Origin of the sequence: Rossellomorea aquimaris, from assembly GCF_020171925.1 — a bacterium.
In the GTDB taxonomy this organism is placed as follows: Bacteria; Bacillota; Bacilli; order Bacillales; family Bacillaceae_B; genus Rossellomorea; species Rossellomorea aquimaris_F.
On record NZ_JAIVAR010000001.1, the window covers coordinates 263,689 to 286,686 of the forward strand.

The window sequence follows — 22,998 nt, forward strand, 5'->3', positions numbered from 1 at the left end:
AGGTTGAACAATGAAGAAAGTAATCCAGAACGGAACAATCGTCACAGCAGCAGATACGTATAAAGCGGATATCCTAATCGTTGATGAAAAGATCGTAAGCATTGGAAAGGATTTCGATCTCAGTGATGCAGAAGTCATAGACGCCGAAGGAAAGTTTATATTCCCTGGCGGAATCGATCCTCATACCCACCTTGAAATGCCATTCGGAGGCACGGTTTCAAAGGATGACTTTGAAACAGGCACCATCGCGGCAGCATTCGGGGGAACGACCACAGTCATCGATTTTTGTTTGACGAATAAAGGTGAGCCCCTGCAAGGTGCGATTGATACATGGCATGCCAAATCCAAGGACAAAGCCGTCATCGATTACAGCTTTCATTTAATGATTGGTGAGATCAATGAGGAGGTATTGGGACAGCTTCCTGAAGTGATCGATAAAGAGGGTATCACTTCGTTCAAAGTATTCATGGCCTATAAAAATGTCTTTCAGGCCGATGATGAAACATTATTCAGGACTCTGGTAGCAGCGAAAGAATTGGGTGCACTGGTCATGGTCCATGCGGAAAATGGTGATGTAATCGAATATTTGACTGAAAAAGCATTGGCAGAAGGAAAAACGGACCCAATCTATCATGCCTTGACGAGACCACCGGAGCTTGAAGGTGAGGCGACAGGCAGGGCAGCGATATTAACGGGGCTTGCTGACTCTCAATTGTATGTGGTCCATGTATCTTGCGGGGAAGCAGTGAAACAGATTGCAGAAGCAAGAAGCAAAGGGTTGAATGTATGGGGAGAGACATGCCCTCAATATTTAGTACTGGATCAATCATACCTTGAAAGACCGAACTTCGAAGGTGCCAAGTACGTGTGGTCTCCGCCACTCAGGGAGAAGTGGAATCAGGAAGTGTTATGGAATGCGTTGAAGAGCGGAGAACTCCAAACGCTGGGGTCTGACCAGTGTTCCTTTGATTTTAAAGGACAGAAAGACCTTGGGCTGGGGAATTTCACCAAGATCCCGAACGGTGGTCCGATCATTGAGGACCGTGTATCGATCTTATATTCTGAGGGTGTTGAAAAAGGCAGGATTTCCTTGAATCAATTTGTTGATATCATGTCCACACGAAGTGCGAAGTTGTTCGGATTGTACCCTCAGAAGGGGACGATTGCGGTGGGATCCGATGCTGATATCGTTATTTTCGACCCTCATGCTGAAAGAGTCATCACGGCAGAAGACCATCATATGGCTGCTGATTACAATCCGTTTGAGGGAATGAAAATGAAGGGGGAGGCGGTCTCTGTATTGTCAAGAGGGGATTACGTCATCAAGGAAAGACAGTTCGTGGGAAAATTGGGCAAAGGGAAATATATTAAGAGAGCTCGATACGGTAAACAACTGTCACAAGAAGAGAGCGAATCACTACAACCTTCTAAATCCTAGTATCAATCGACTTATGAATCTTGCTTACTAGTAGAACAGCTCCTGCATGGTGGGTGAAGGGTCACCTCTCCTTCTCTACCATGCCTCTCTTGGATTCGATTTGTTAAGCCATCTGAATCAAACAAAAAGGAGTGTTCATGTTGAAAACAAGCTATTTGAAGTCACCTGACTTACTGCCTGTAAAAGAGAATGAACGAAAAGTAACCAAATTGGGCTATTCCTTCATGTGGGTGGGGATGGTGGTCGTACTGGCCACTTTCGCCATTGGGGGAGCCGGGGTCATGTCATTGCCTCTCCCACTCGTCCTGCTGGCTACTTTGATCGGGTCTCTGGCAATCGGTCTGTTCATTACGCTGACAGGCGATATTGGGATCGAACATGGTTTATCTTTCCCTGTCTATATGCGGGCACCGTTCGGAACGATCGGGACCCATATTCCATCCGTGGTCCGTGGAGTTGCCGCTTCCATGTGGTTCGGGATCAACACGTATTTCGGTGCCACTGCCATGAACGGAATCCTCAATCTATTATATGGATTCGATAATTGGTTTGTTTGTTTCCTGATTTTTGCTTTATTGCAATTAGTGAACACGGCTCTCGGCATTAAAGCTGTAGAAAGATTTGCAGATCTCGCTGCTCCCGTCATCATCCTGATTTCAGTTTGGATGTACTCGTCCCTTTCCGATTCGGCTGCCGCAGCCGGAAGGGATATCTGGAGCTGGGTGGAAAGTCCGGTGACCGGTGGAGCCGCTGTTACCGCATTCCTCGTGGTCATTTTCAGTAATATGGGTTTCTGGGCGACACTTGCAGCCGATATACCTTCTATATCCCGGTTTATGAAAGCGCCACGTAATGAAAGAAATTGGTTCAAACGCAATAAAAGCTCCCTCATCGGGAATATGATCACTCTTCCAATCACACAGACGTTCATGGTACTGATCGGTGCGGTATCATATGTTGCTGTATTGAATTATGATCCTGTCATCGCTTTGCAGGAGGCAGCAGGGGGGCTCGTGCTTGGGATTCTCCTTCTTATGATCGTGCTTGCACAGTGGTCTACTAATATTGCAGCCAATGTGGTCCCGGCAGCAACGATTTTCTCGAACGTTGGGGGACCGAAATTCCCGTTCTGGGCAGGGGTTTTTACTGCTGGCCTAGTAGGGACGCTTGTGCAACCTTGGAATTTATTCGGTGTCATCATTCCTGTTCTTTTATTCGTAGGAGGTATCTTGTCAGCGATTGTTGGGATCTTAGTCGCCGATTACTACCTGATCAGAAAGAGAAGAGTCAATGTCCCGGCACTTTATGAGGATCACGGACAATTCAAGTACATGAAAGGGGTAAACCTTGCGGGATTTATTTCATGGATCATTGGAGCGGTTGCATCTTACTTCGTCCCAAGCTTTTCATTCCTTGTAGGGTTTGGAGTGGGAGCTGCTTGCTATTACGTTCTGGCGAAGTATTGGTGGTTTGAAAAATATGAACAGGCTGAATTAGTTGATCCTGATGATGGGAAATATTTAGGCATTTCTGCTGGACGGGATTGGGAGATCGATCTTGAAACAGGCAGTTCCGTTGCAGAAGCACCGGCCGGAACCGGCACGACCATCTGATTCATCCAGGCTTCCGAGGGCAAATTCCAAGGAAGCCTTACCTACCAAGATCACTAAGGGGGAATGTACATGTCCGAGTACCAGGAATTCATGAATGAAAGGGATAAAATCGACTTCCTCATTCAGAAAGGGTTTAAAATCGAGAAAGTGACTGAAAACCTAAGCGGGGCGTTCGTTTTGTTTAAACACACCGAGAACAAGCGTAGTGCAACGCTTCATGTTAAAACAGCCAATGCTCGAAAATATTTTTCATACCTGTTAATTCATTCATGAGACGTGAAGGATTGGTCCATCCAATCCTTTTTGTCTTTCATAAATCGTAAGGAAAAGTCTAATTTATGCCCCTTTTCAACACCAGTACCCAATTTCGTACAAGACTTAGCTTACTGTGGGCACATGAAGTGCATATCAACCGTTACTTGCTTCTGCAAAGTCAACAATGTCAATGAAAGTAGACTAGTTGAAACGAATCATCATTCCTGGGCAAAAACAAAGGAGGGTACGATGAAAAGTCAATTTTATCATTCCGTTGACTCGCTTCTAACGAGAAAATATTTCGAGCATTCCAAGGTCATTGCAGGAAAAAAAGGGCTGAATCGTCAGGTCAAATGGGTTCATGTCGTAGAAGTGACATCCATAAAAAATTTACTTAACGGCAACGAATTGATCCTCACAACCGGTTTGGCCTTAAAAGAGGAAACCACTTTTTTGTCCTTGATCCACCAATTGATCGAAATCCATGCAGCAGCTTTATGCATCGAACTGGAAACCAATCTTTCATCCATTCCATCTTCCGTAAAGGAATTGGCTGATCGGAATGATTTCCCGATTATCGTGTTTGAAAAGGAAGTCCCCTTCGTCAGCATCACTCAAGACATTCACTCGATCCTTATCAATCAGCAATATGAAATCATGAAGAAATTGGATGATTTTGCTCAAGTACTTAATAAGAGGCTGTTGTCCGTAAATCATTCTCAAGAAATATTATCAGTTTTACATAAAGAACTTGGTGTGCCGGTCATTTTACAAATGAAAGAACAAGAACCTCAACTATATCCTTTTATGAAACGTGAGGAAGAAATGACTGTCAGAAAACGTTTTGACGAACACCTGAAGCATCCCAGAAACGATTTCACATCGGCAAAGGTCATTTTATTCGATCAAGAATATGCAGAACTTTTTATCTATAGAGAAGATCACCCTTTTAGTGAATATGATGTCCTTCTTTTGGACCGCACTTCGACCGCACTTGCCCAATTTTTGATGAGAGAGCTCTACTTTAACGAGAAAAAGAGAATGGAAGAATCGAAGTGGATCATGTCTTGGTTGAAGGGGGAGCAATCCCATGAGACCCTTGAGGCTTATTTAAGGAATCTGAAAATGGAGATCCATGGAGGAGTGGTATGTGTCTTCGATGAAATCGGAGAGCAGAAGGATTTAACCTATTTCAATTTAGTCGCAAGAAGCATATTTCTCCAGCAAGGCTTCCACGCTTTGACTGAAAGAGAGGGGGATGATTTATTATTCATCCTTCTGGATACCCGCAAGCAGGCCGACTGGAAGAAGAGGGCCAAAATTGCCTTAGAGAAAATAAGCCAATCCCGCTATTTGGAAAATGGGCCAAACAACGTCATTTCCATTGGTAATTATCAAGAAGAGATGATGAACATTCATGTGAGTTATAAAACCGCGAGAGAAAGTAAAATGTTTAGTTCCAAAGTAAGCCTAGAACATCCATTTATTTTCTTCGATGACTTACATCTATACAGATTGATATCTGTTGTCAATAACAATGTGAACCTTTGGGGGATGATTGAAGAATATTTGAAACCGCTCATCCTTCACGACAAAGAACATGACGGCAGTTTATTGCTAACGTTAAAAACATTTTTAAGTTGTCAGGGCTCTAAGCAGGAAACGGCGAAGAAATTGTTTATCGTCAGGCAGACCCTTTACCATCGCTTAAAGAAGATTGAAGACTTGCTTGGTGAGGATTATATGTCTTCAGAAAAAAGATTAGCGATTGAGTTCTTATTGGCAGCGCATGATTATCTCGAACCAACCAAAAAAGTGAAGAGACTATCAGCAATTAAATGATGGATCAGACTGCATGTGTCAGCTGAAACACAAAATGTCAATGAATCGGCCGTTGTTCCTTTACACTATGTCTAATGAAAGCATTTTCTACTTCTTTCATAATGGACTTAGTACACTAAAACGCTTAATACCTTTCTGGTCTAATTTGAGCAATCTTTCATGTAATTAAGGAGGAGTGAGTTTAGATGACGGTAATGAAAAAAGGCGCACTTGAAATGAAGAACTACATCAATGGGGAATGGGTGGAATCTCTTAGTTCCCAGACGATCCCTGTAGTGAATCCCGCGACGAACCAAGAGATCGCAAGGGTCCCCATCTCGACTAAAGAAGATGTAGATCGGGCGGTAAAGGCAGCCGCAAAAGCGTCTGAGTCCTGGAAGAAAACCCCCGTTCCGAAGAGAGCGAGAATCCTTTATAAATATCATACATTATTGTCTGATCATCATGAAGAATTGGCTAAGCTCGTGGTCCAGGAGAATGGTAAGTCTTATAAAGAGGCATACGGTGAAGTCCAACGGGGCTTGGAGTGCGTGGAGTTTGCATGTGGAGCTCCGACCTTGATGATGGGAGAGACACTCAGCGGCATCGCAGAAGATATCGACTCCGAAATGTTCCGTTATCCTCTCGGTGTTGTAGCCGGAATCACCCCGTTCAATTTCCCGATGATGGTACCATTGTGGATGTTTCCGTTAGCCGTTGCATGTGGGAATACGTTTGTACTTAAACCGTCAGAAAGGACCCCGATCCTTGCCAACAGGCTTGCAGAATTATTTTCGGAAGCGGGCATTCCTCAGGGGGTCCTGAATGTGGTGCATGGAGCACATGACGTCGTAAACGGTTTAATCGAACATCAAGGCATCTCAGCCATTTCGTTTGTCGGCTCACAGCCTGTGGCAAAATACGTATACGAAAAATCTGCATCGCACGGTAAGCGGGTACAGGCACTATCCGGTGCGAAGAATCATCATATCGTCATGCCGGATGCGGATATGGCAAAGGCTGCTGAACATATCATCAGCTCGGCATTCGGGAGTGCAGGACAGCGATGCATGGCTTGCAGTGCCGTAGTGGTTGTAGGTGATAACCAACCCTTCATTGATGCCCTGCAGAAGAAAGCGGATGAAATCGTGATTGGTGACGGGATGGGGGAGGAAGTCCTGTTGACTCCTGTCATAAGGGAGGAACATCGCGCAAGAACTCTTACCTATATTGAGAAGGGACTGGAGGAAGGCGCAGCCTTGATCCGCGACGGGAGAAAGGATATGGAGGAGCATAAAAGTGGGAATTTCTTGGGTGCAACCATTTTCGATCATGTGACCCCAGATATGACCATTGCAAGAGAAGAGATGTTCGCTCCGGTATTGAGTCTCCTCAGGGCAAATGATCTGGATGAAGGGCTTGAATATATTCGGAAATCACGTTTTGGAAACGGTGCAACCCTTTATACTAAAGATGCAAAAGCGGTAAGGCAGTTCAGGGAGGAAGCAGATGCTGGAATGCTTGGAATCAATGTCGGAGTTCCGGCAACGATGGCATTCTTCCCATTCTCGGGTTGGAAAGATTCTTTCTATGGTGACATGCATGTAAACGGAAAAGATGGAGTAAATTTCTTTACAAGGAAGAAAATGATCACTTCGAGATTCGATTTCTAATTAAAGGAGGGCTTCCCATTGGTGAAAACTGATCAGGATCTCTGGCTGAAGCAGGATGAACAGTACATTTGGCACTCCATGAAGCCATACAATCCCGCAGGAACGATGATTGTCACAGAGTCGAATGGATCTTGGGTAACGGACAATGAAGGTAAAAGGTATCTTGATGGAATGGCCGGCCTTTGGTGTGTGAACGTCGGATATGGGAGACAAGAACTTGCAGAAGCAGCATACGAGCAACTTAAGAAGATGGCGTATTTTCCGTTGACCCAAAGTCATCAGCCGGCGATCCAGCTCGCAGAAAAACTCAATGAACTACTTGGCGATGATTATGTCATCTTTTTCTCAAACAGCGGATCGGAAGCAAACGAGACTGCATTTAAAATCGCAAGGCAATATCATCAGCAAAAGGGCGAAGGGGAACGATATAAAATCATATCGAGATACAGGTCCTATCATGGTAATTCGATGGGGGCCCTCGCTGCTACGGGTCAGGCTCAAAGAAAGTATAAATATGAACCACTTGCTCCCGGATTCGTCCATGTTGCGCCTCCTGATTCGTACAGGGATGAATGGGCAGGGAAGTCTCCGCATGATTTGCCTGGTGTGAAAGCCATCGACCAGGCGATGACGTGGGAGCTCAGTGAAACCGTCGCCGCTATGATCATGGAACCGATCATAACAGGTGGAGGGATATTGGTTCCGCAGGACGAATATATGAAAGCAGCCAAAGAAGTGTGTGAGAAACATGGTGCACTCCTGATCGTCGACGAAGTGATTTGCGGGTTTGGCCGCACAGGTAAACCTTTTGGATTCATGAATTATGATGTGAAACCGGATATCATCACGATGGCTAAAGGCATAACATCAGCGTACCTACCATTATCTGCAACAGCCGTTAAACGGGAAATATATGAAGCATTCAAAGGCTCTGAAGAATATGATTACTTACGCCATATCAATACATTCGGGGGCAACCCTGCCGCTTGTGCGCTTGCATTGAAGAATATCGAAATCATGGAAACGGAAGATCTTTTTAACAGATCAGCGGAACTTGGAGAAACGGTATTGAATACGTTAAAAAACAAGCTCCAGGATCATCAGTTTGTTGGGGATGTACGAGGCAAAGGCCTGTTGATTGGCATTGAACTCGTTCAGGACCTGAATTCCAAGGCTCCTTTAGAGGTTGATAAACTGAATAAGGTGATTGCATATTGTAAGCAAAAGGGAATCATCATCGGGAAAAACGGAGCAACTGTAGCGGGATATAACAATGTCCTGACGATATCCCCTCCATTGACAATCGACGTGGAAGACCTCGAATTATTGGTTGAGACGGTGGTTGAGGGAATCAGTCAATTATGATTACAAATCGGGACGGCTGCAAATAGCGGCTGTTCTTTTTTTTAGAAAGGAGAACAGTTTTGAACAACCCCTGAAACCTGTTGAACTGTGTAAAAAGAACGTCTCGATTTGAATGATATGGTAAAATGGAAATGTTAAACATTGTAAAGGGATGAGGGGAAGACATGACGATAACGTTCAAACGGATTGACCACATTCAATTGGCGGCACCTGAACATAGTGAGGATCTTGCTAGGGAGTTTTATGGTGAAAAGATAGGATTAAAAGAAATACCCAAACCAGAAAACCTACAAGGAAGAGGGGGTTGCTGGTTCGAGTTTGGTTCCCAGGAGATTCATGTAGGCATTCAGAAAGATTTTGTTCCAGCCCTGAAAGCTCACCCTGGGTTACTTGTCGAAGGACTGGAGGAATTGCGCCATGCATTAGTGGAAAAAGGTGTACAAGTCAAAGACGATGCTCCAATCCAAGGGAGATCGCGATTTTTCGTCTCCGACCCGTTCGGAAACCGAATCGAATTCCTTGAATATGAAAAAAGTGAATAGAAGAGTGGTTGGGACTTATGAACCTGTTGGTCCCAGCCACTCTTCTATTCAATGTTCGTCCTTTCGGAATTCCGGAGGCAGATGTTTTGATGAGGGAGGGACGTCCCTCTTTTTTACAGTAACCAGCTCTGAAGAATGAACGGTAACCATAAGCTGTCCCCCATCTATTCTTGCCCGGATCAAGAGGGGGTGTGTGTAGGTATTGCGAAATGAGAAGTCGGGACCATACCAGCTGACAGTGGCATCCCTTCCTTCCGGCACATATGGTACCCTTTTACTGTGATGATAACGCTCCACGATTTGTACACCAGCAAAGTCGACTGCATTATATAGGGTTGACGATACCTGACAGATGCCTCCGCCGATATCTTCAGATAACTCCCCTTTGACAATCACGGGTGCCTTCATGTATCCCTTTTCTTTCGTTCGCTTTCCTACAACTTTATTGAATGAGAATTTTTCTCCCGGGAAGACGACAGTGTTATTGATTTTGGCAGCGGCTAATTTGATATTATTGGATCGCTCGTTGTTCAAGTTATTGAAATAAGTGACGTAATGTCCAATCTGTTTGGCCCGGATGGAGGAAAGTAATTCACTGTCCACCCTCGGATAGTCAATCTTCAATGGTATGTCGATTTTGGCATTCCCTTTTGTGAATAACGCTTGAACTAACTGTTTCTTTAATTTCTTCCTGTGAACAGAATACCCATTTTCCTGTTGAACAATAGTATTTTCATCATTCAAATAAGCATCATGGGGTAGAACGCTAATCTTTTTATCCACTTCGTCCACGATTGTTTCTATCATGATTGGATCAGGAAGAGGTTCATCCAATTCTTTAAAAAACAATCCATTTTTACTGTATGAATAAACAGGGCTTTCCTGAAAGAAGATGTCGATTCGGTCATTCAACTCCCCTTTGAATACAGGTAAAGAGAGAAAACTGACTAATAGGAGTTTTGATAATAGCTGCATCTGAAACCAATCCCTTCAAATTTAGTATGAGTCGGTTCTTGACTTTCATGTAGAAAAACAATCACCGTTTCTTCCAATAATTACTTCTCATTCAATGTTCATTCATTCGAAAACTATAGAAAAAAAAGGTTTGGTTCAGCATGAAATTATTTAAAACGCTACCCATTCTTCTCCTGTTGTTCACTTTGGACGGTAAAGTGAAGGGTGAGATGGTGACAGCAGGCCATAGCATGTATGATCTATCCCCATCTTTCTCGAGTGAGATATTGCCATGGGGGATTGTCGATGAAATGATACCGAATAAGTCGTTTTTTACCGTCATTGATGTAGAGACGGGGCTCAGTTTCAATGTGCAACGAAGGGCGGGAAGTAAGCATGCCGATGTGCAACCCATTACAAATAAAGACACAAAGATGATGAAAAAAATCTATAACGGTACATGGAGCTGGGATCGAAGGGCGATTCTTGTCCTATACCGTGACCGTTTGATCCCGGCATCCATGAATGGGATGCCACACGGGGCAGGAGCCCTCCAGAATGGATTTCCTGGACACTTCTGCATTCACTTTTTTGGGAGCACAACTCATAAGACTCCAACTCCCGATTTCGCTCATAAACTGATGATCCTAAAAGCTGCGGGTGAATTGCATCGGTATGTCCACAAGATGGATCCATATGAAAGTCTTTTCATCATGGAAATTGCAATCAATCAGCACGATAATGATCTCCTGTCATATGTGTTGTTGCAAGAAGAGAAGGACATGGCAAAAAAACTGATTGAAGAAATTGAATACATCGACTTTACTGAGCTTTCATTATTGCCTTCTGAAGATTTACACGGAATCTTTGGGCTAAATGTGACGGCAAGGATGAAGTGGATCTCAAAGGACAAGTCACAGTCGGTAAAAAGGATCGAAGTGATCATTCGAAGGAACAGTCCCGAGGATCAATGGGTAATTGATGGGAAAGCACTTTGGAATTCGTTGAGGTAGTCCTGGATTTTAAAAAGTGGGAACATCCAACTAAGATATGCTCATGAAGTTTTTTCTTCCGCAAATGGGGAATAGAGTACTACTACGACTCGTGGAGGAGAAGATCATGTTGGATTTTATCATAAATGTCATCAAGGAATTGGGGATGTGGGGCTTGTTTGCAGGAAATGCGCTGGAAGCTTCTTCTCTACCTTTTCCAGGGGCGCTCATCACATTGACATACGGTTACCTCTTGGAGCCTACTTGGGGAAAGCTGATCACACTTGCCATCATCAGCAGTCTGATTTATACCATCTTCAGCTATATACCGTATATGATTGGTTATAAATTGAAACATGCGATCAAAGACAAAACAAGTGAAAAAAGTACAAAGAAGGTAGAAAAAGCTCAAAAATGGTTCAGGAAGTACGGAGTTTGGAGCATTGCTCTTTCACGTCCTCTCGGGATAGGGAATTATGTTTCGTATGTATCAGGAATCAGTAAGGTGAACAAGATTAAATTTGGCATGTTGACGTTAACGGGCATTTTCCCCGTAACCTTCATCATGCTCATCATCGGTAAAAACGGTCACTTGAAATCGGTTCAAGCAATCATGAGCTCGGTTCAAAACTATCTATTCGGAGGAGGAGCCATTCTGCTCATCACATTCATTGCTTACAAATTTTTGTATTCGTCAAGGAAGGCGAATAAAGCTTCGAGTGAAAACATTTCACCGAGCTTTGGAAAGCAGGGAGAATCTTAGAACCTCCCCATGAACCGTTTACCAAAAGCCCCTTATCCCAAGGGGCTTTTTTATTGATTCATTTTTTGGTGGGTGTGATATAATGAGTAGTCGAGAAAAGCAGATTTAGCATGAAAGGTTTGATTCGAACCATGACTCAATATACGCCGATGATCAGGCAATATCTACAGGTGAAGGCAGAGTATCAGGATGCCTTTTTATTTTTTCGTTTAGGCGATTTTTATGAAATGTTCTTTGAAGATGCGATTTCTGCATCCCAGGAATTGGAAATCACACTGACAAGTCGAGATGGGGGAAGCGAGGAACGAATCCCTATGTGCGGGGTGCCTTATCATTCTGCACCGAATTATATAGAGCGTTTAGTCGAAAAGGGATACAAAGTAGCAATATGTGAGCAGACAGAAGACCCGAAACAAGCAAAGGGAGTCGTGCGGAGGGAAGTCGTACAGCTCATCACTCCAGGTACCGTAATGGATGCCAAGGGGTTGAATGATAAGGAGAATAACTATATTGCTTCCGTGACGCCATTTGGCGACCTCACTTTCGGGTTGTCTTACAGCGACCTGACCACTGGTGAATCAAAAGTGACACTGATCACAGAAGGAATTCAGCCCCTTTTGAATGAATTATCAACCATCGGTGCAAAAGAAGTCGTCCTCCCTGCCGACATCGATGATGAATTCAAGGCAAAAATAAATGAGAGAAAGGAATTGACCCTTTCGTTTGAGCAAGGCTCAACGATCGACCCTCCATACGCTCATCTATTGGCACGCCTTGAACAAGATAAATTGAAGGTGACCGCTGCAAGACTCTTTCAATATCTGTTCCGGACCCAAAAAAGGAGCCTGGATCATTTACAAGAGGTAGAGACCTATCAAATACATCAATACATGAAAATGGATTATTACTCCAAAAGGAATCTTGAAATAACCGAAACGATCAGATCCAAAGGCAAGAAAGGTTCACTTCTTTGGCTATTGGATGAGACGATGACAGCCATGGGGGCACGCCTCCTCAAACAATGGATCGACCGTCCTTTGATTGATTTGAACGAGATTCATAAACGTCAAACAGTCGTCGAAGTTCTCCTGGAAAGGTTCTTTGAAAGACAGGACTTGAGGGAACTTCTGAAGGAAGTATATGATCTGGAACGTCTTGCAGGAAGAGTAGCATTCGGCAACGTAAATGCACGTGATCTCATACAATTGAAAAAGTCGTTGCAACAAATCCCGGTCTTGAGGCATCTTGTGGAGACAATGGAAAATGAAGCTACGGATCAGCTTGTAAGAGAATTGGATCCCTGTGATGAACTCACAGATTTATTGGAGCAATCCCTGGTTGAAAATCCGCCTCTTTCGATTAAAGAAGGCAGCATCATTAGAGAAGGTTATAACGAAGAACTGGATCAATACCGAGATGCAAGCAAAAATGGAAAGAGCTGGATTGCTGACCTTGAACGTAAGGAAAGGGAAAGGACTGGAATCAGGTCACTGAAAGTCGGTTTTAACCGGGTATTTGGATATTACATCGAAGTGACGAAGGCCAATCTTCAACATTTGGAAGAGGGTCGTTATGAGCGGAAGCAAACCTTGACCAACGCGGAGCGCTTCATTACGCCCGAATTAAAGGAAAAGGAATCACTTATCCTACAGGCAGATGAAAAATCGGTGGATCTCGAATACGAACTGTTCTTGACAATTCGTGAAACGGTAAAGGAATTCATCCCTCGTCTCCAGAAATTAGCAAGGCTCGTCAGTGAACTGGATGTTCTTCAATGTTTTGCAACAATAAGTGAAAAACGGCACTACAATAAGCCCACTTTTAATCATGAACGCAAAATCATTCTCAAAAGCGGACGTCATCCGGTAGTTGAGAAAGTCATGGGTGCACAGGAGTATGTACCTAACGATTGCTTCATGGATGCCGATCGGGAAATGCTCTTGATAACTGGTCCGAACATGTCAGGTAAAAGTACGTATATGCGGCAAATCGCCCTGACTTCAATCCTGGCTCAAATCGGATGTTATGTTCCTGCAGAAAAGGCAGAGCTTCCGATTTTCGATCAAGTATTCACCCGTATCGGTGCAGCAGATGATTTGATTTCTGGCCAGAGTACGTTCATGGTCGAGATGCTCGAAGCTAAGAATGCAATCGTCAATGCTACACAGGAGAGTTTGATATTATTCGACGAAATTGGACGGGGTACATCCACCTATGATGGTATGGCGCTTGCTCAAGCCATCATTGAATATATCCATGGGAATATCGGGGCAAAAACCTTGTTCTCCACACACTATCATGAGCTGACGGTTCTGGAAGAAGAGTTAAACAAAGTGAAGAACGTCCATGTAAGTGCGATGGAGCAAAATGGGAAATTGGTCTTCCTTCATAAAATAAAAGAGGGAGCTGCCGACAAGAGTTATGGGATACACGTGGCAGAACTGGCCGATCTCCCACAAGCATTGATCCGTCGTGCCAATGAGATCCTGACTGAGCTTGAGCGGCAAAAAGAAGATCATGCTACCACTCCAATTCAAGAAACGGCGGCAACGAGAGAGAGTAAAATGGATTCCGTCACGATTCATGATGATAGTGCACAGCTTTCCTTCTTCCAATCAGAGAAGGAGAAGGATAAAAAGAAAGAAACAGCACTCGGTGCAAAAGAAAAGAAACTGATCGATGAACTGAGGAAACTCGATATATTGGAAATGACTCCGCTCGATGCGATGAACACTCTTTATGGGATACAAAAAAAGTTAAAAAACTAAAGGCGGTGTAAATGTGGCAAAAATCTTTCAACTGGATGACTCGCTTTCTAACAAAATTGCCGCAGGCGAGGTTGTTGAAAGGCCAGCATCAGTCGTTAAAGAACTCTTGGAAAATAGTATAGATGCAAATGGCAATGTCATTGAAATCCATATTGAAGAAGCAGGATTAGGCTCCATCCGCATCATCGACAATGGTGATGGTATAGAAGAAGAAGACGTTAAGACGGCGTTCAGGCGACATGCGACAAGTAAAATCAAAGATGAAAATGACCTATTCCGGATACGAACCCTTGGTTTCAGGGGAGAGGCATTGCCGAGTATCGCATCGGTTTCTCATTTCACGATGAGAACCAGTACGGGTGAAGGACCAGGTACGTCCATTGAGCTTGAAGGTGGAGAAATCAAATCGTTTGAAAGTACTTCTTCCAGAAAAGGAACAGATATCACGGTGTCACAGATTTTCTATAATACACCGGCACGGCTAAAATATTTAAAGACCATCCATACGGAGCTCGGGAACATCAGTGATGTGGTCAACCGTATTTCCCTTGCCCATCCGGAAGTTTCCATCAAACTGATTCACAATGGTAAATCACTTCTCCATACGAATGGGAATGGTGACGTCCTTCAAGTATTGGCTGCCATATATGGTGTCGGGATAGCGAAGAAAATGGTCCCCATCGATGTGAGTACACTTGACTTTCGAATTAAAGGCTACGTCTCCATGCCAGAGGTGACAAGGGCATCCAGAAACTATATTTCCACCATGATCAACGGTCGTTTCATTAAAAATTTCGCGCTGGCAAAAGCAATTGGGGAGGGGTACCACACCCTCCTGCCGATTGGCCGTCACCCGATCGTCTTATTGGATATTGAAATGGATCCGGTCCTTGTGGATGTGAATGTGCATCCTTCAAAGATGGAAGTAAGATTAAGTAAGGAAAATGAGTTAAATGAGCTTGTGACAGAAGGAATCAAGCGTGTGTTTAAACGAAAGGAGCTTATTCCCTCGGGGGCACCTGTACCAAGGCCCGCAAAAGCAAAGTCTGAACAGACGTTTTTGGATTTGGATCACAGGCCATCACCTGAAAAAGGTGAACGGAGACAAGAAACACCGGTTAGCGATTGGACCTCCAAAAGAGAAGAAAAGATTGACATAATGAAAGAGAGCATGCCAGAAGAAGTAAGAGAAGATGCGTTTTCTTGGCAGAGGGATAGACAGGCAGAGGCATCCGATGATCGTGGGAAACCATCTACTACGTACCATGAATCAAACAGAGTATCTACTGAGGATACAATGGAACCCGAAATCCCCGAAGCACCTCGTGTGCCTCCGCTCTATCCAGTGGGACAGATGCATGGAACCTATATATTTGCCCAGAATGATCAGGGCCTTTATATCATCGATCAGCACGCTGCACAGGAACGCATCAAATATGAATATTTCAAGGAAAAGGTTGGAAGGGTGGAAAAAGAGCTGCAAGAGCTACTAGTACCCCTTACATTGGAGTATTCAACAGATGAATCAATTAAAATCAACGAAAATCGTGCGGCACTTGAAGAAGTGGGTGTATTCCTTGAAGACTTCGGACAGAATAGCTTCATTATCCGCGCGCATCCTCAATGGTTTCCTGCAGGGGAAGAGAAAGAAACCATTGAAGATATGATTCAACAAGTGCTGAAGATGAACAGGGTGGATATCAAAAAACTCCGTGAAGAAGCTGCAATCATGATGAGTTGTAAGGGATCCATTAAAGCTAATCACCATCTCCGCAATGATGAAATCCTTGCACTGATCGATGAGTTGAGAAGCACGACAGATCCGTTTACATGCCCTCATGGACGTCCAATCATCATTCACTATTCCACTTATGAAATGGAAAAAATGTTTAAACGCATCATGTAGAAGATTAAAGAAGTCTGGTCAAACGGGCTTCTTTTTTTTGACCGCTTTTAAAGTTACGATAATTTTATTATGTTAATTAGATTCGGTTTATCGCTTCTTCTGAAACCGAATAGAGCACGGCTTGCCCACTAGACTCGTTAGTCTTTCTTATGAAAAGAGGGTTGAAAAAGGTATTGAATTAATTTATTTTTAGTGTAATATTACACTAAAAGGAATGGATTGGGGGTTTTGGAAATGTTCTTGAATCGTAAGAAGAAAAAGAGTTTTTTTCTTGTTCTAGCCCTATTACTTGCTTATTCATCCATTGCTGTCATGATCAACGTAAACAAAGATGAAAGTGTCATGACGGACGTAGGTAGACTGATGCCTACTAAAATCAAGAAAGTCGTGAAGGGTCAGGAAGAACAATCGATGGTCAATACGATCCTTCATGCAAATGAAGAAGATTTGAAGATTTCCATAGCAGGGAAGCAACACAGTCAAGGAGGACATACGTATTACCGGGATGCTGTCGTTTTGGATATGACCTCATATAATAAAATTCTTCATGTCGACCCAGGTAATCGAACGATAAGAGTCCAAAGCGGTGCCACTTGGGATGATATCCAACGAGCGGTCAATCCTTATGGTTTGGCCGTAAAAGTAATGCAATCTCAAAACATATTCACCATTGGGGGATCACTTTCCGTCAACGCACATGGCAGGGACATCCGGAATGGATCATTGATCGACACCGTCAATTGGTTCAGATTGCTAAGGGCGGATGGAAGCGTCATTAAAGTATCGAGGACGGAGAACAGTGAATATTTGCCGTTGGTGATCGGGGGTTATGGTCTGTTCGGGGTCATACTGGATGTGGAACTTCAGCTGGCCGAGGATCAGCTGTATAGGATGAGGACAAGGGAAATGTCTTTTGAACGGTACACTGATTATTTCAAAAAAGATGTTCAATCGGATGGTGATGTCAAGATGCATCTTGCGAGGATTTCAACAGCACCCAACACCTTCTTTGAAGAAATGTATGTGACAGATTATTTAGTGGATGATCATCAGGAAAAGCTTAGTCAGCACAGTGATTTAAAAGGGGAGAGGTTCACATCCACAACGAAGTTCCTTCTCGGGTTGTCCCGTGATTTCGATTGGGGTAAGAATGCATTCTGGGATATGCAGAAACGCTTTTTTCTATCACGTGACGGGGACCTTGTAACAAGGAACAATGTAATGCGCTCTGAATCGGAATTCATGGAGTATGAGGGGAAAGATGACACCGATATCCTGCAGGAATATTTCGTACCAATCGATGAATATGAAGTGTATATTGACGACATGAAGAACTATTTACAGGAGCGGGATTTGAATCTGATCAATATCACCGTCCGCTATGTCGAACAGAATGAAGAGCCGGCAATGTCTTACAGTAAAGGAGATATGTTTGCATTGGTCCTCCTGATCAATCAAGGATTAAGTGAAAAGGAAATCTCTGAAACTGGTGAAACAGTCAGGGGGATGATTGACATTACGTTAAAACACGGTGGAAGCTACTATTTACCATACTATCAATATCCGACGAAAGAACAGATGAGAGCAGCATACCCAAATAGTGATGATTTCTTTGATATGAAGAGGAAGCTTGATCCGAAGGAGAGATTCATCAATCAATTTTATGAGGAGTATGGGTTATGAGGTGGTTCGTCATATCTCAGAGTTTCGCGATGACCGCTGCGAGTGTTTCGTTCCCATTTTACTTATTGTTCATTCAGAATATCGGCAGGTCGTTCTCTTCATTTGGGTTTGCTTATGGGTTGTTCACGTTGAGTGCTGCCCTCAGTCACAGAGTAATCGGGAGGCTTGCAGATCATTCCGGCGGCGTAAGGCTTCTTATACTTTACGCAATCGGAATGAGCCTTGTCTTTCTGGTCATCCCTTCGATCACTTCCATAGAAATGGTCTATCTGATTCAGATGATACTCGGCATTCTTGGAGCTTTACAGAAGACGAGTGAGAAATTGGTGATCAGTGAAATGGGGCATGGGGATAGGAAAGGGGCTTTGATCGGTCACTATCATTTTTGGACGTCATTATGCTCGAGCATCGCTGTCATGGCGACTGGATACATGCTGAATTATTTTACAATCGGCACCATTTTTTATGGCTGCTCTCTCTTTTTCCTGGCAAGTGGCATATGTCTGATTGTCTATTATGATGGAAAATGAGGATAGGACCATTTGTCCTTGTCACATCACACAATTATTGGAGAAAAGCAGGATTTACTACTTTAATAGCCAATATAAAAAAAGAAACGATTTCTGAATATTCAATCATGGTGATCGAGGGGGATTTAAATGAATGGGGGATTAGAGCTTCAGCCTAAAAAGAAGAAGAAGTCAGTTATCTTTCTGTGGTCGTTTGGAATAGTGATTTTTCTTTTTGTAAGCGTTTTAATTGGAGTGAATATGTATGTGGAGAAATCTTTACCAACGACTACCGGAACAATCACTGTCAAGAATTTGACAGGAAACGTATCGGTTATAAGGGACGATCAAGGTGTACCTCATATTTCCGCGGATAATGAAAAGGATTTATTTATGGCACAAGGATATATACAGGCACAGGATCGATTATTTCAAATGGACTTGAGCAGGAGGCAGGCATCCGGAAGACTAAGCGAAATCATAGGCGAAAAAACGATCGATCGTGACAAGTTCTTTCGTACATTGGGATTGAGGCGGGCTGCTGAAGTTTCATATACGATGTATCCCGATGAGACAAAACAGATCCTTGAATGGTATGCAGATGGTGTGAATCAATATATGGAGAAGGCAAAAGAAGATGGGTCTCTTCCGGTAGAGTTTACTCTCCTGGGATATAAACCAGAGCGATGGACCCCTGTGGATTCGTTGACAATAGGAAAGTACATGGCATTCGACTTGGGAGGACACTGGCAAGGTCAGGCTTTCAGGTATTGGGCTTTGAGAAATCTCCCAGAGGAGAAGGCGTATGGGCTGTTCCCTTCTTATCCGGAAGATGCACCGGAAATACTTTCTTCAATCGGTAATGTGAACATTGATATGGAGGACTCATTTGCATCGGCTATCATCCCTCCTGAGTTCAATGGAAGCAATAATTGGGTGGTAAGTGGCGAAAAAACGAAAAATGGCAAGCCTTTGCTTGCCGATGACCCCCATTTATCGCTAGGGACACCTTCCATTTGGTATCAAATGCATTTACAGGCACCGGAATTGAATGTCAGTGGCGTTATTTTCGCAGGGATCCCGGGGATCATCTTGGGTCATAACGAGAAGGTTGCGTGGGGTGTGACCAATACAGGGCCGGATGTTCAAGATTTATATGTGGAGAAACGGAATGAACAGGATCAATACCTCTTTAAATACGATGATGAGTGGGAGAAAGCAACAGTGATTCAAGAACCAATCGAGGTGAAAGATAAGGAAGCGATTCCATACGAAGTGGTGATCACCAGACATGGACCAATCATTTCCGAATTTGCTCATCAGTCAGATAAGGAGCATGCACTCTCGCTCAGGTGGACGGCGCTGGATCCGAGTCTTGAATTACAGGCGATTTTGAATATGAACAAGGCGAGTGATTGGGAAGAATTCGAACAGGCATTGGAAGATTTTCATACTCCCACACAAAACTTTGTCTTTGCAGATCAAGATGGGACAATTGCCTATAAAGCAAACGGGAAAATCCCGGTCCGCAAAAAAGGCGATGGCCTCCTGCCCGCGCCAGGATGGGACCCTGATTACGAGTGGAGTGGCTTCATTCCGTTCGATGAACTCCCTTCTGTCGTGAACCCGAAGGAAGGCTTTGTGGCGACTGCCAACAATAAGGTGATCGATGACAGCTATCCTTATCATATCAGCCATCATTGGGCACAACCATACCGGTATATGAGGATCGCCCAATACTTGGAAGGGAAAGACAACCTGACCATTGATGATATGAAGGAACTCCAAATGGATCAAGTCAATCTGCACGCTGCAGAATTTGTACCTGGGTTATTGAGCGCGCTCAATGATAAAGATTTAACATCACAGCAAAAGCAAGCAGTTTCCATCCTGAAAGATTGGGATTATAAAGATGATAAGGACGAGGCGGCGCCCCTTCTGTTTCACTCCTGGATGAACCACATTTCGAGGGACATGTTCCAAGAGGAGATCCCTGATGAGATGATGGACTTATTCGAGGGGCGCCAAAGTGTGGTGGATGAACTTTTAAGACAGGCGAATAATGGAAAAGAGTCGTCTTGGTTTGAACCGTTCGGCGGTCATGCTGCGTACTTACAGTCAACATTTGAAAAATCCATTTCTGAATTAGAGAATACTTATGGCACATCCATGGAGAAATGGAAATGGGGGGATTATCATAAGGTGTATTTCCAACATCCCATCTCAAGTGCTTCTCCAGTGTTGGAGTGGTTCTTCAACAGAAAAGACCCCGTTCCGGTCGGAGGTAGTAGAGTCACGGTCCAGGCAGCAAGCTATAATGAGGAAGGAATCGCCAATCATGGGGCCTCCTGGAGGTTTGTTGTTGATGCTTCCGACCTTTCAGAAGGTTATCACATTGTAGGACCAGGCCAGGCTGGACATTTCAAGAGTGACTGGTATGACGATCAGATTGATGACTGGGTAGAAGGAAATTACCATCTGACTTCGTTATCAAAATCAGCTTCAAACAGTAAGAACAAGTTAATTTTGAAGGCCGAATAACGATTGGTGAACGCTTTGTCCTTTAAAGGGCAGGGCGTTTTTCTCTTTTGGGATGCGGGAATTGTGTTGATGAGATGGTGTGAAGGTGTGGTGGCTGTTGATGAGCGTTTGATTATCCGAATCACTAAAAAGCATCCACTTTTCCTCTTTTTAAGACCGTAAATTTGTCTTTTTTAATCAAAACCCACTTTTTTAAACTTGACGATCGCTTCATCCACCTAATATCAAGTTGAATCTTATACCCCTTATTGTATTATGGTCGATTTATTATCGAAAACGGTGAATATTTTATCAAAAAATAGAATTTATTATCAAAACCGTACCTTTTATTATCAAAAATCCCAATATATTATCAAAACCGCTTTTTAACTCCACTTGCAACCATCCGATACCCGTTGCCGAATCGACTCTGAATACTTTGACATTATCACCAGACGGATTTTCACGCTAAGGGTCAATTAAAACTAGAAATGTGCGGGGATTAGTCCTCGATCGACTAGTACCATCGAGCTCAACATGTCAACAACCTCCATCCATCCAGCACTTCAATCATCAGCGTCCTGTGCATCCTTGTTTAAAAAAAGAGAAAAAGGATATACTAACAAGATGTGAAATTATAAACTATTATGGTACGATAATTTGTAAAGGAAGTTTTACATAGAAAGAGTGAAAGTATGTCAGACAATACCAAACAAAAAGTAATCGTACTGATCGGTCCGACTGCCGTTGGTAAGACAAATACAAGTATTCAACTCGCTAAACGATTTGATGCTGAAATCATCAGCGGCGATTCGATGCAAATTTACAGGGGCATGGATATCGGGACTGCAAAGATCAAAGAGGAAGAAATGCAAGGGGTTCCTCATCATTTGATTGATATTAAAGATCCTGAGGATTCTTTCTCCACGGCGGAATTTCAGAAGTTGGTCCGGGAGAAAATCTCCGACATCCATTCCCGTGGCAGAATCCCTATGATTGTCGGTGGGACAGGTTTATATATTCAATCCGTCCTTTATGATTACCAGTTCACTGATGCACCGGGAAATCCGGAATACCGCTCCATTCTTGAGAAGCAAGTCAAAGACGATGGAATCGAACCTCTATATGAGCAATTGAAAAGAATCGACCCGGAAGCAGCAGGTAATATCCACCCGAACAACGTAAGAAGAGTGATCCGGGCATTGGAGATCTTTCATTCTTCAGGGAAAACCATGACGGACTATCAGGAGAAGCAGACCCATGACCTCCTGTATGATGCCGCAATCATTGGTCTCTCGATGGATCGGCAGACTCTTTATGACAGAATCAATAAGCGGGTCGATCTGATGATTGAAGAAGGCTTATTAGATGAGGTGAAAACCTTATTTGACAAAGGCGTGAAGGACGTTCAGTCTGTTCAGGCAATCGGGTATAAAGAGATGTATCAATATCTGGAGGGGAACGTGAGTCTCGAGAGGGCGAGCGAGCAGCTTAAGCAGAATTCTAGAAGATACGCCAAGAGGCAGTTGACATGGTTCAGAAATAAAATGGATGTAACGTGGTTTGATTTAACCGATGTGAACAATCAGGGCAAAATTATTAACGAGATTTCAGAATTTATTGCAGGAAAGCTTCAACTAAAGTCGAATAAGTAAGTAGAGATAGAAGAGGAGGACTAAACATGAAACATTCCATTAATATCCAAGACCAATTCCTTAACCAATTGCGCAAAGACAATTCATTATGTACGGTATTCCTTTTAAATGGATTCCAGATCCGTGGGCATGTAAAAGGATTTGACAATTTCACCGTCCTATTTGAGTGTGAAGGGAAACAACAGCTTGTGTACAAGCATGCTATTTCAACATTTGCCCCTCAGCGCAACGTTCAAATAAATTTTGAAGAAAACAATTAATCGTTTAGTTCGTGTCTAATGATACTCCTAAAGCTGCTTGGTAAATCCAAGCGGCTTTTTTTATATGCAGTATATTACATGATAAGAATCTTCTCAAAAAAAGATCACTTTTAACTAATGAAAAGGTCAAAGTCTGAATAGAATGATATGAGAATCCTGCTGTACATGTGGGGATTCATTAATAAAAGGACACAGATTTCTGTATATTTCTCGGGAAAGCGCATGAAATGACAGGATTCTGCGTTTTTTTCATTTCGGTAAACAACTTAAAAAATTCACTA

The 22,998-nt window shown here is 43.3% G+C and carries 17 protein-coding genes; 16 read left to right on the forward strand and 1 reads right to left on the reverse strand.

Translation table 11 applies throughout. From position 1 onward, the window contains the following. The first annotated feature begins 10 nt into the window (after window positions 1-10). From hydA to LCM10_RS01320, 7 genes are all read left to right on the forward strand, one after another. The gene (gene hydA, locus LCM10_RS01290) at window positions 11-1,438 is read left to right on the forward strand and encodes a dihydropyrimidinase (RefSeq protein WP_224874022.1); all 1,428 of its coding nucleotides are present in this window, start codon (window positions 11-13) and stop codon (window positions 1,436-1,438) included. Window positions 1,439-1,578: 140 nt separating this feature from the next. Beyond that, the gene (locus LCM10_RS01295) at window positions 1,579-3,051 is read left to right on the forward strand and encodes an NCS1 family transporter (protein ID WP_412103370.1); all 1,473 of its coding nucleotides are present in this window, start codon (window positions 1,579-1,581) and stop codon (window positions 3,049-3,051) included. A 69-nt stretch (window positions 3,052-3,120) separates the two neighbouring features. Continuing rightward, a complete protein-coding gene (locus LCM10_RS01300; protein WP_224874024.1) occupies window positions 3,121-3,324 on the forward strand; it encodes a hypothetical protein in 204 nt (67 codons plus the stop codon). A 231-nt stretch (window positions 3,325-3,555) separates the two neighbouring features. After that, window positions 3,556-5,148, forward strand: coding sequence for a PucR family transcriptional regulator (locus LCM10_RS01305; protein WP_224874025.1), 1,593 nt, complete (start codon window positions 3,556-3,558; stop codon window positions 5,146-5,148). 185 nt (window positions 5,149-5,333) lie between these two features. Continuing rightward, window positions 5,334-6,800, forward strand: coding sequence for a CoA-acylating methylmalonate-semialdehyde dehydrogenase (locus tag LCM10_RS01310; RefSeq protein ID WP_224874026.1), 1,467 nt, complete (start codon window positions 5,334-5,336; stop codon window positions 6,798-6,800). Between the two features lie 18 nt (window positions 6,801-6,818). After that, a complete protein-coding gene (locus LCM10_RS01315) occupies window positions 6,819-8,165 on the forward strand; it encodes an aspartate aminotransferase family protein (RefSeq protein ID WP_263621352.1) in 1,347 nt (448 codons plus the stop codon). 164 nt (window positions 8,166-8,329) lie between these two features. Next, entirely contained in the window at window positions 8,330-8,707 is a 378-nt protein-coding gene (locus LCM10_RS01320) for a glyoxalase (RefSeq protein ID WP_224874027.1), read from the forward strand. A gap of 48 nt (window positions 8,708-8,755) precedes the next feature. On the opposite strand, the gene LCM10_RS01325 is transcribed toward LCM10_RS01320, so the two are convergent. Then, window positions 8,756-9,682 (reverse strand): VanW family protein, encoded by a 927-nt coding sequence (locus LCM10_RS01325; protein ID WP_224874028.1) that lies wholly within the window; start codon window positions 9,680-9,682, stop codon window positions 8,756-8,758. Between the two features lie 140 nt (window positions 9,683-9,822). On the opposite strand from LCM10_RS01325, the gene LCM10_RS01330 reads away from it, so the two are divergent. From LCM10_RS01330 to hfq, 9 genes are all read left to right on the forward strand, one after another. Beyond that, entirely contained in the window at window positions 9,823-10,674 is an 852-nt protein-coding gene (locus LCM10_RS01330; protein WP_224874029.1) for a hypothetical protein, read from the forward strand. Window positions 10,675-10,780: 106 nt separating this feature from the next. Continuing rightward, window positions 10,781-11,416, forward strand: coding sequence for a DedA family protein (locus tag LCM10_RS01335; RefSeq protein ID WP_224874030.1), 636 nt, complete (start codon window positions 10,781-10,783; stop codon window positions 11,414-11,416). 131 nt (window positions 11,417-11,547) lie between these two features. After that, window positions 11,548-14,184: a DNA mismatch repair protein MutS gene (gene mutS / locus LCM10_RS01340; protein WP_224875565.1), complete on the forward strand. Its 2,637-nt coding sequence runs from the start codon at window positions 11,548-11,550 to the stop codon at window positions 14,182-14,184. A 13-nt stretch (window positions 14,185-14,197) separates the two neighbouring features. Beyond that, complete coding sequence (gene mutL / locus LCM10_RS01345) at window positions 14,198-16,090, forward strand: DNA mismatch repair endonuclease MutL (RefSeq protein ID WP_224874031.1); 1,893 nt, start codon at window positions 14,198-14,200, stop codon at window positions 16,088-16,090. A gap of 234 nt (window positions 16,091-16,324) precedes the next feature. Then, a complete protein-coding gene (locus LCM10_RS01350) occupies window positions 16,325-17,773 on the forward strand; it encodes an FAD-binding oxidoreductase (protein WP_412103354.1) in 1,449 nt (482 codons plus the stop codon). After that, window positions 17,770-18,303 carry an MFS transporter gene (locus LCM10_RS01355; protein ID WP_224874032.1) on the forward strand — a complete coding sequence of 178 codons (534 nt, stop codon included), beginning with the start codon at window positions 17,770-17,772 and terminating at the stop codon, window positions 18,301-18,303. The genes LCM10_RS01350 and LCM10_RS01355 overlap by 4 nt, the downstream gene beginning before the upstream one ends. Before the next feature lie 129 nt (window positions 18,304-18,432). Continuing rightward, window positions 18,433-20,823, forward strand: coding sequence for a penicillin acylase family protein (locus LCM10_RS01360; protein WP_224874033.1), 2,391 nt, complete (start codon window positions 18,433-18,435; stop codon window positions 20,821-20,823). Between the two features lie 674 nt (window positions 20,824-21,497). Continuing rightward, window positions 21,498-22,457, forward strand: coding sequence for a tRNA (adenosine(37)-N6)-dimethylallyltransferase MiaA (gene miaA, locus LCM10_RS01365; protein ID WP_224874034.1), 960 nt, complete (start codon window positions 21,498-21,500; stop codon window positions 22,455-22,457). Between the two features lie 26 nt (window positions 22,458-22,483). Next, a complete protein-coding gene (hfq, locus tag LCM10_RS01370; protein ID WP_224874035.1) occupies window positions 22,484-22,717 on the forward strand; it encodes an RNA chaperone Hfq in 234 nt (77 codons plus the stop codon). Window positions 22,718-22,998 lie beyond the last annotated feature (281 nt).

What these genes read in the sequence shown, in the direction of transcription:
- LCM10_RS01350 (WP_412103354.1), top strand. Translation starts at nt 16,325, where the DNA reads ATGTTCTTGAATCGTAAGAAGAAAAAGAGTTTTTTTCTTGTTCTAGCC.
- LCM10_RS01325 (WP_224874028.1), bottom strand. Translation starts at nt 9,682, where the DNA reads ATGCAGCTATTATCAAAACTCCTATTAGTCAGTTTTCTCTCTTTACCT.
- LCM10_RS01335 (WP_224874030.1), top strand. Translation starts at nt 10,781, where the DNA reads ATGTTGGATTTTATCATAAATGTCATCAAGGAATTGGGGATGTGGGGC.
- LCM10_RS01355 (WP_224874032.1), top strand. Translation starts at nt 17,770, where the DNA reads ATGAGGTGGTTCGTCATATCTCAGAGTTTCGCGATGACCGCTGCGAGT.
- miaA (WP_224874034.1), top strand. Translation starts at nt 21,498, where the DNA reads ATGTCAGACAATACCAAACAAAAAGTAATCGTACTGATCGGTCCGACT.
- LCM10_RS01310 (WP_224874026.1), top strand. Translation starts at nt 5,334, where the DNA reads ATGACGGTAATGAAAAAAGGCGCACTTGAAATGAAGAACTACATCAAT.
- hydA (WP_224874022.1), top strand. Translation starts at nt 11, where the DNA reads ATGAAGAAAGTAATCCAGAACGGAACAATCGTCACAGCAGCAGATACG.
- mutS (WP_224875565.1), top strand. Translation starts at nt 11,548, where the DNA reads ATGACTCAATATACGCCGATGATCAGGCAATATCTACAGGTGAAGGCA.
- LCM10_RS01360 (WP_224874033.1), top strand. Translation starts at nt 18,433, where the DNA reads ATGAATGGGGGATTAGAGCTTCAGCCTAAAAAGAAGAAGAAGTCAGTT.
- LCM10_RS01320 (WP_224874027.1), top strand. Translation starts at nt 8,330, where the DNA reads ATGACGATAACGTTCAAACGGATTGACCACATTCAATTGGCGGCACCT.
- LCM10_RS01305 (WP_224874025.1), top strand. Translation starts at nt 3,556, where the DNA reads ATGAAAAGTCAATTTTATCATTCCGTTGACTCGCTTCTAACGAGAAAA.
- LCM10_RS01330 (WP_224874029.1), top strand. Translation starts at nt 9,823, where the DNA reads ATGAAATTATTTAAAACGCTACCCATTCTTCTCCTGTTGTTCACTTTG.
- hfq (WP_224874035.1), top strand. Translation starts at nt 22,484, where the DNA reads ATGAAACATTCCATTAATATCCAAGACCAATTCCTTAACCAATTGCGC.
- LCM10_RS01300 (WP_224874024.1), top strand. Translation starts at nt 3,121, where the DNA reads ATGTCCGAGTACCAGGAATTCATGAATGAAAGGGATAAAATCGACTTC.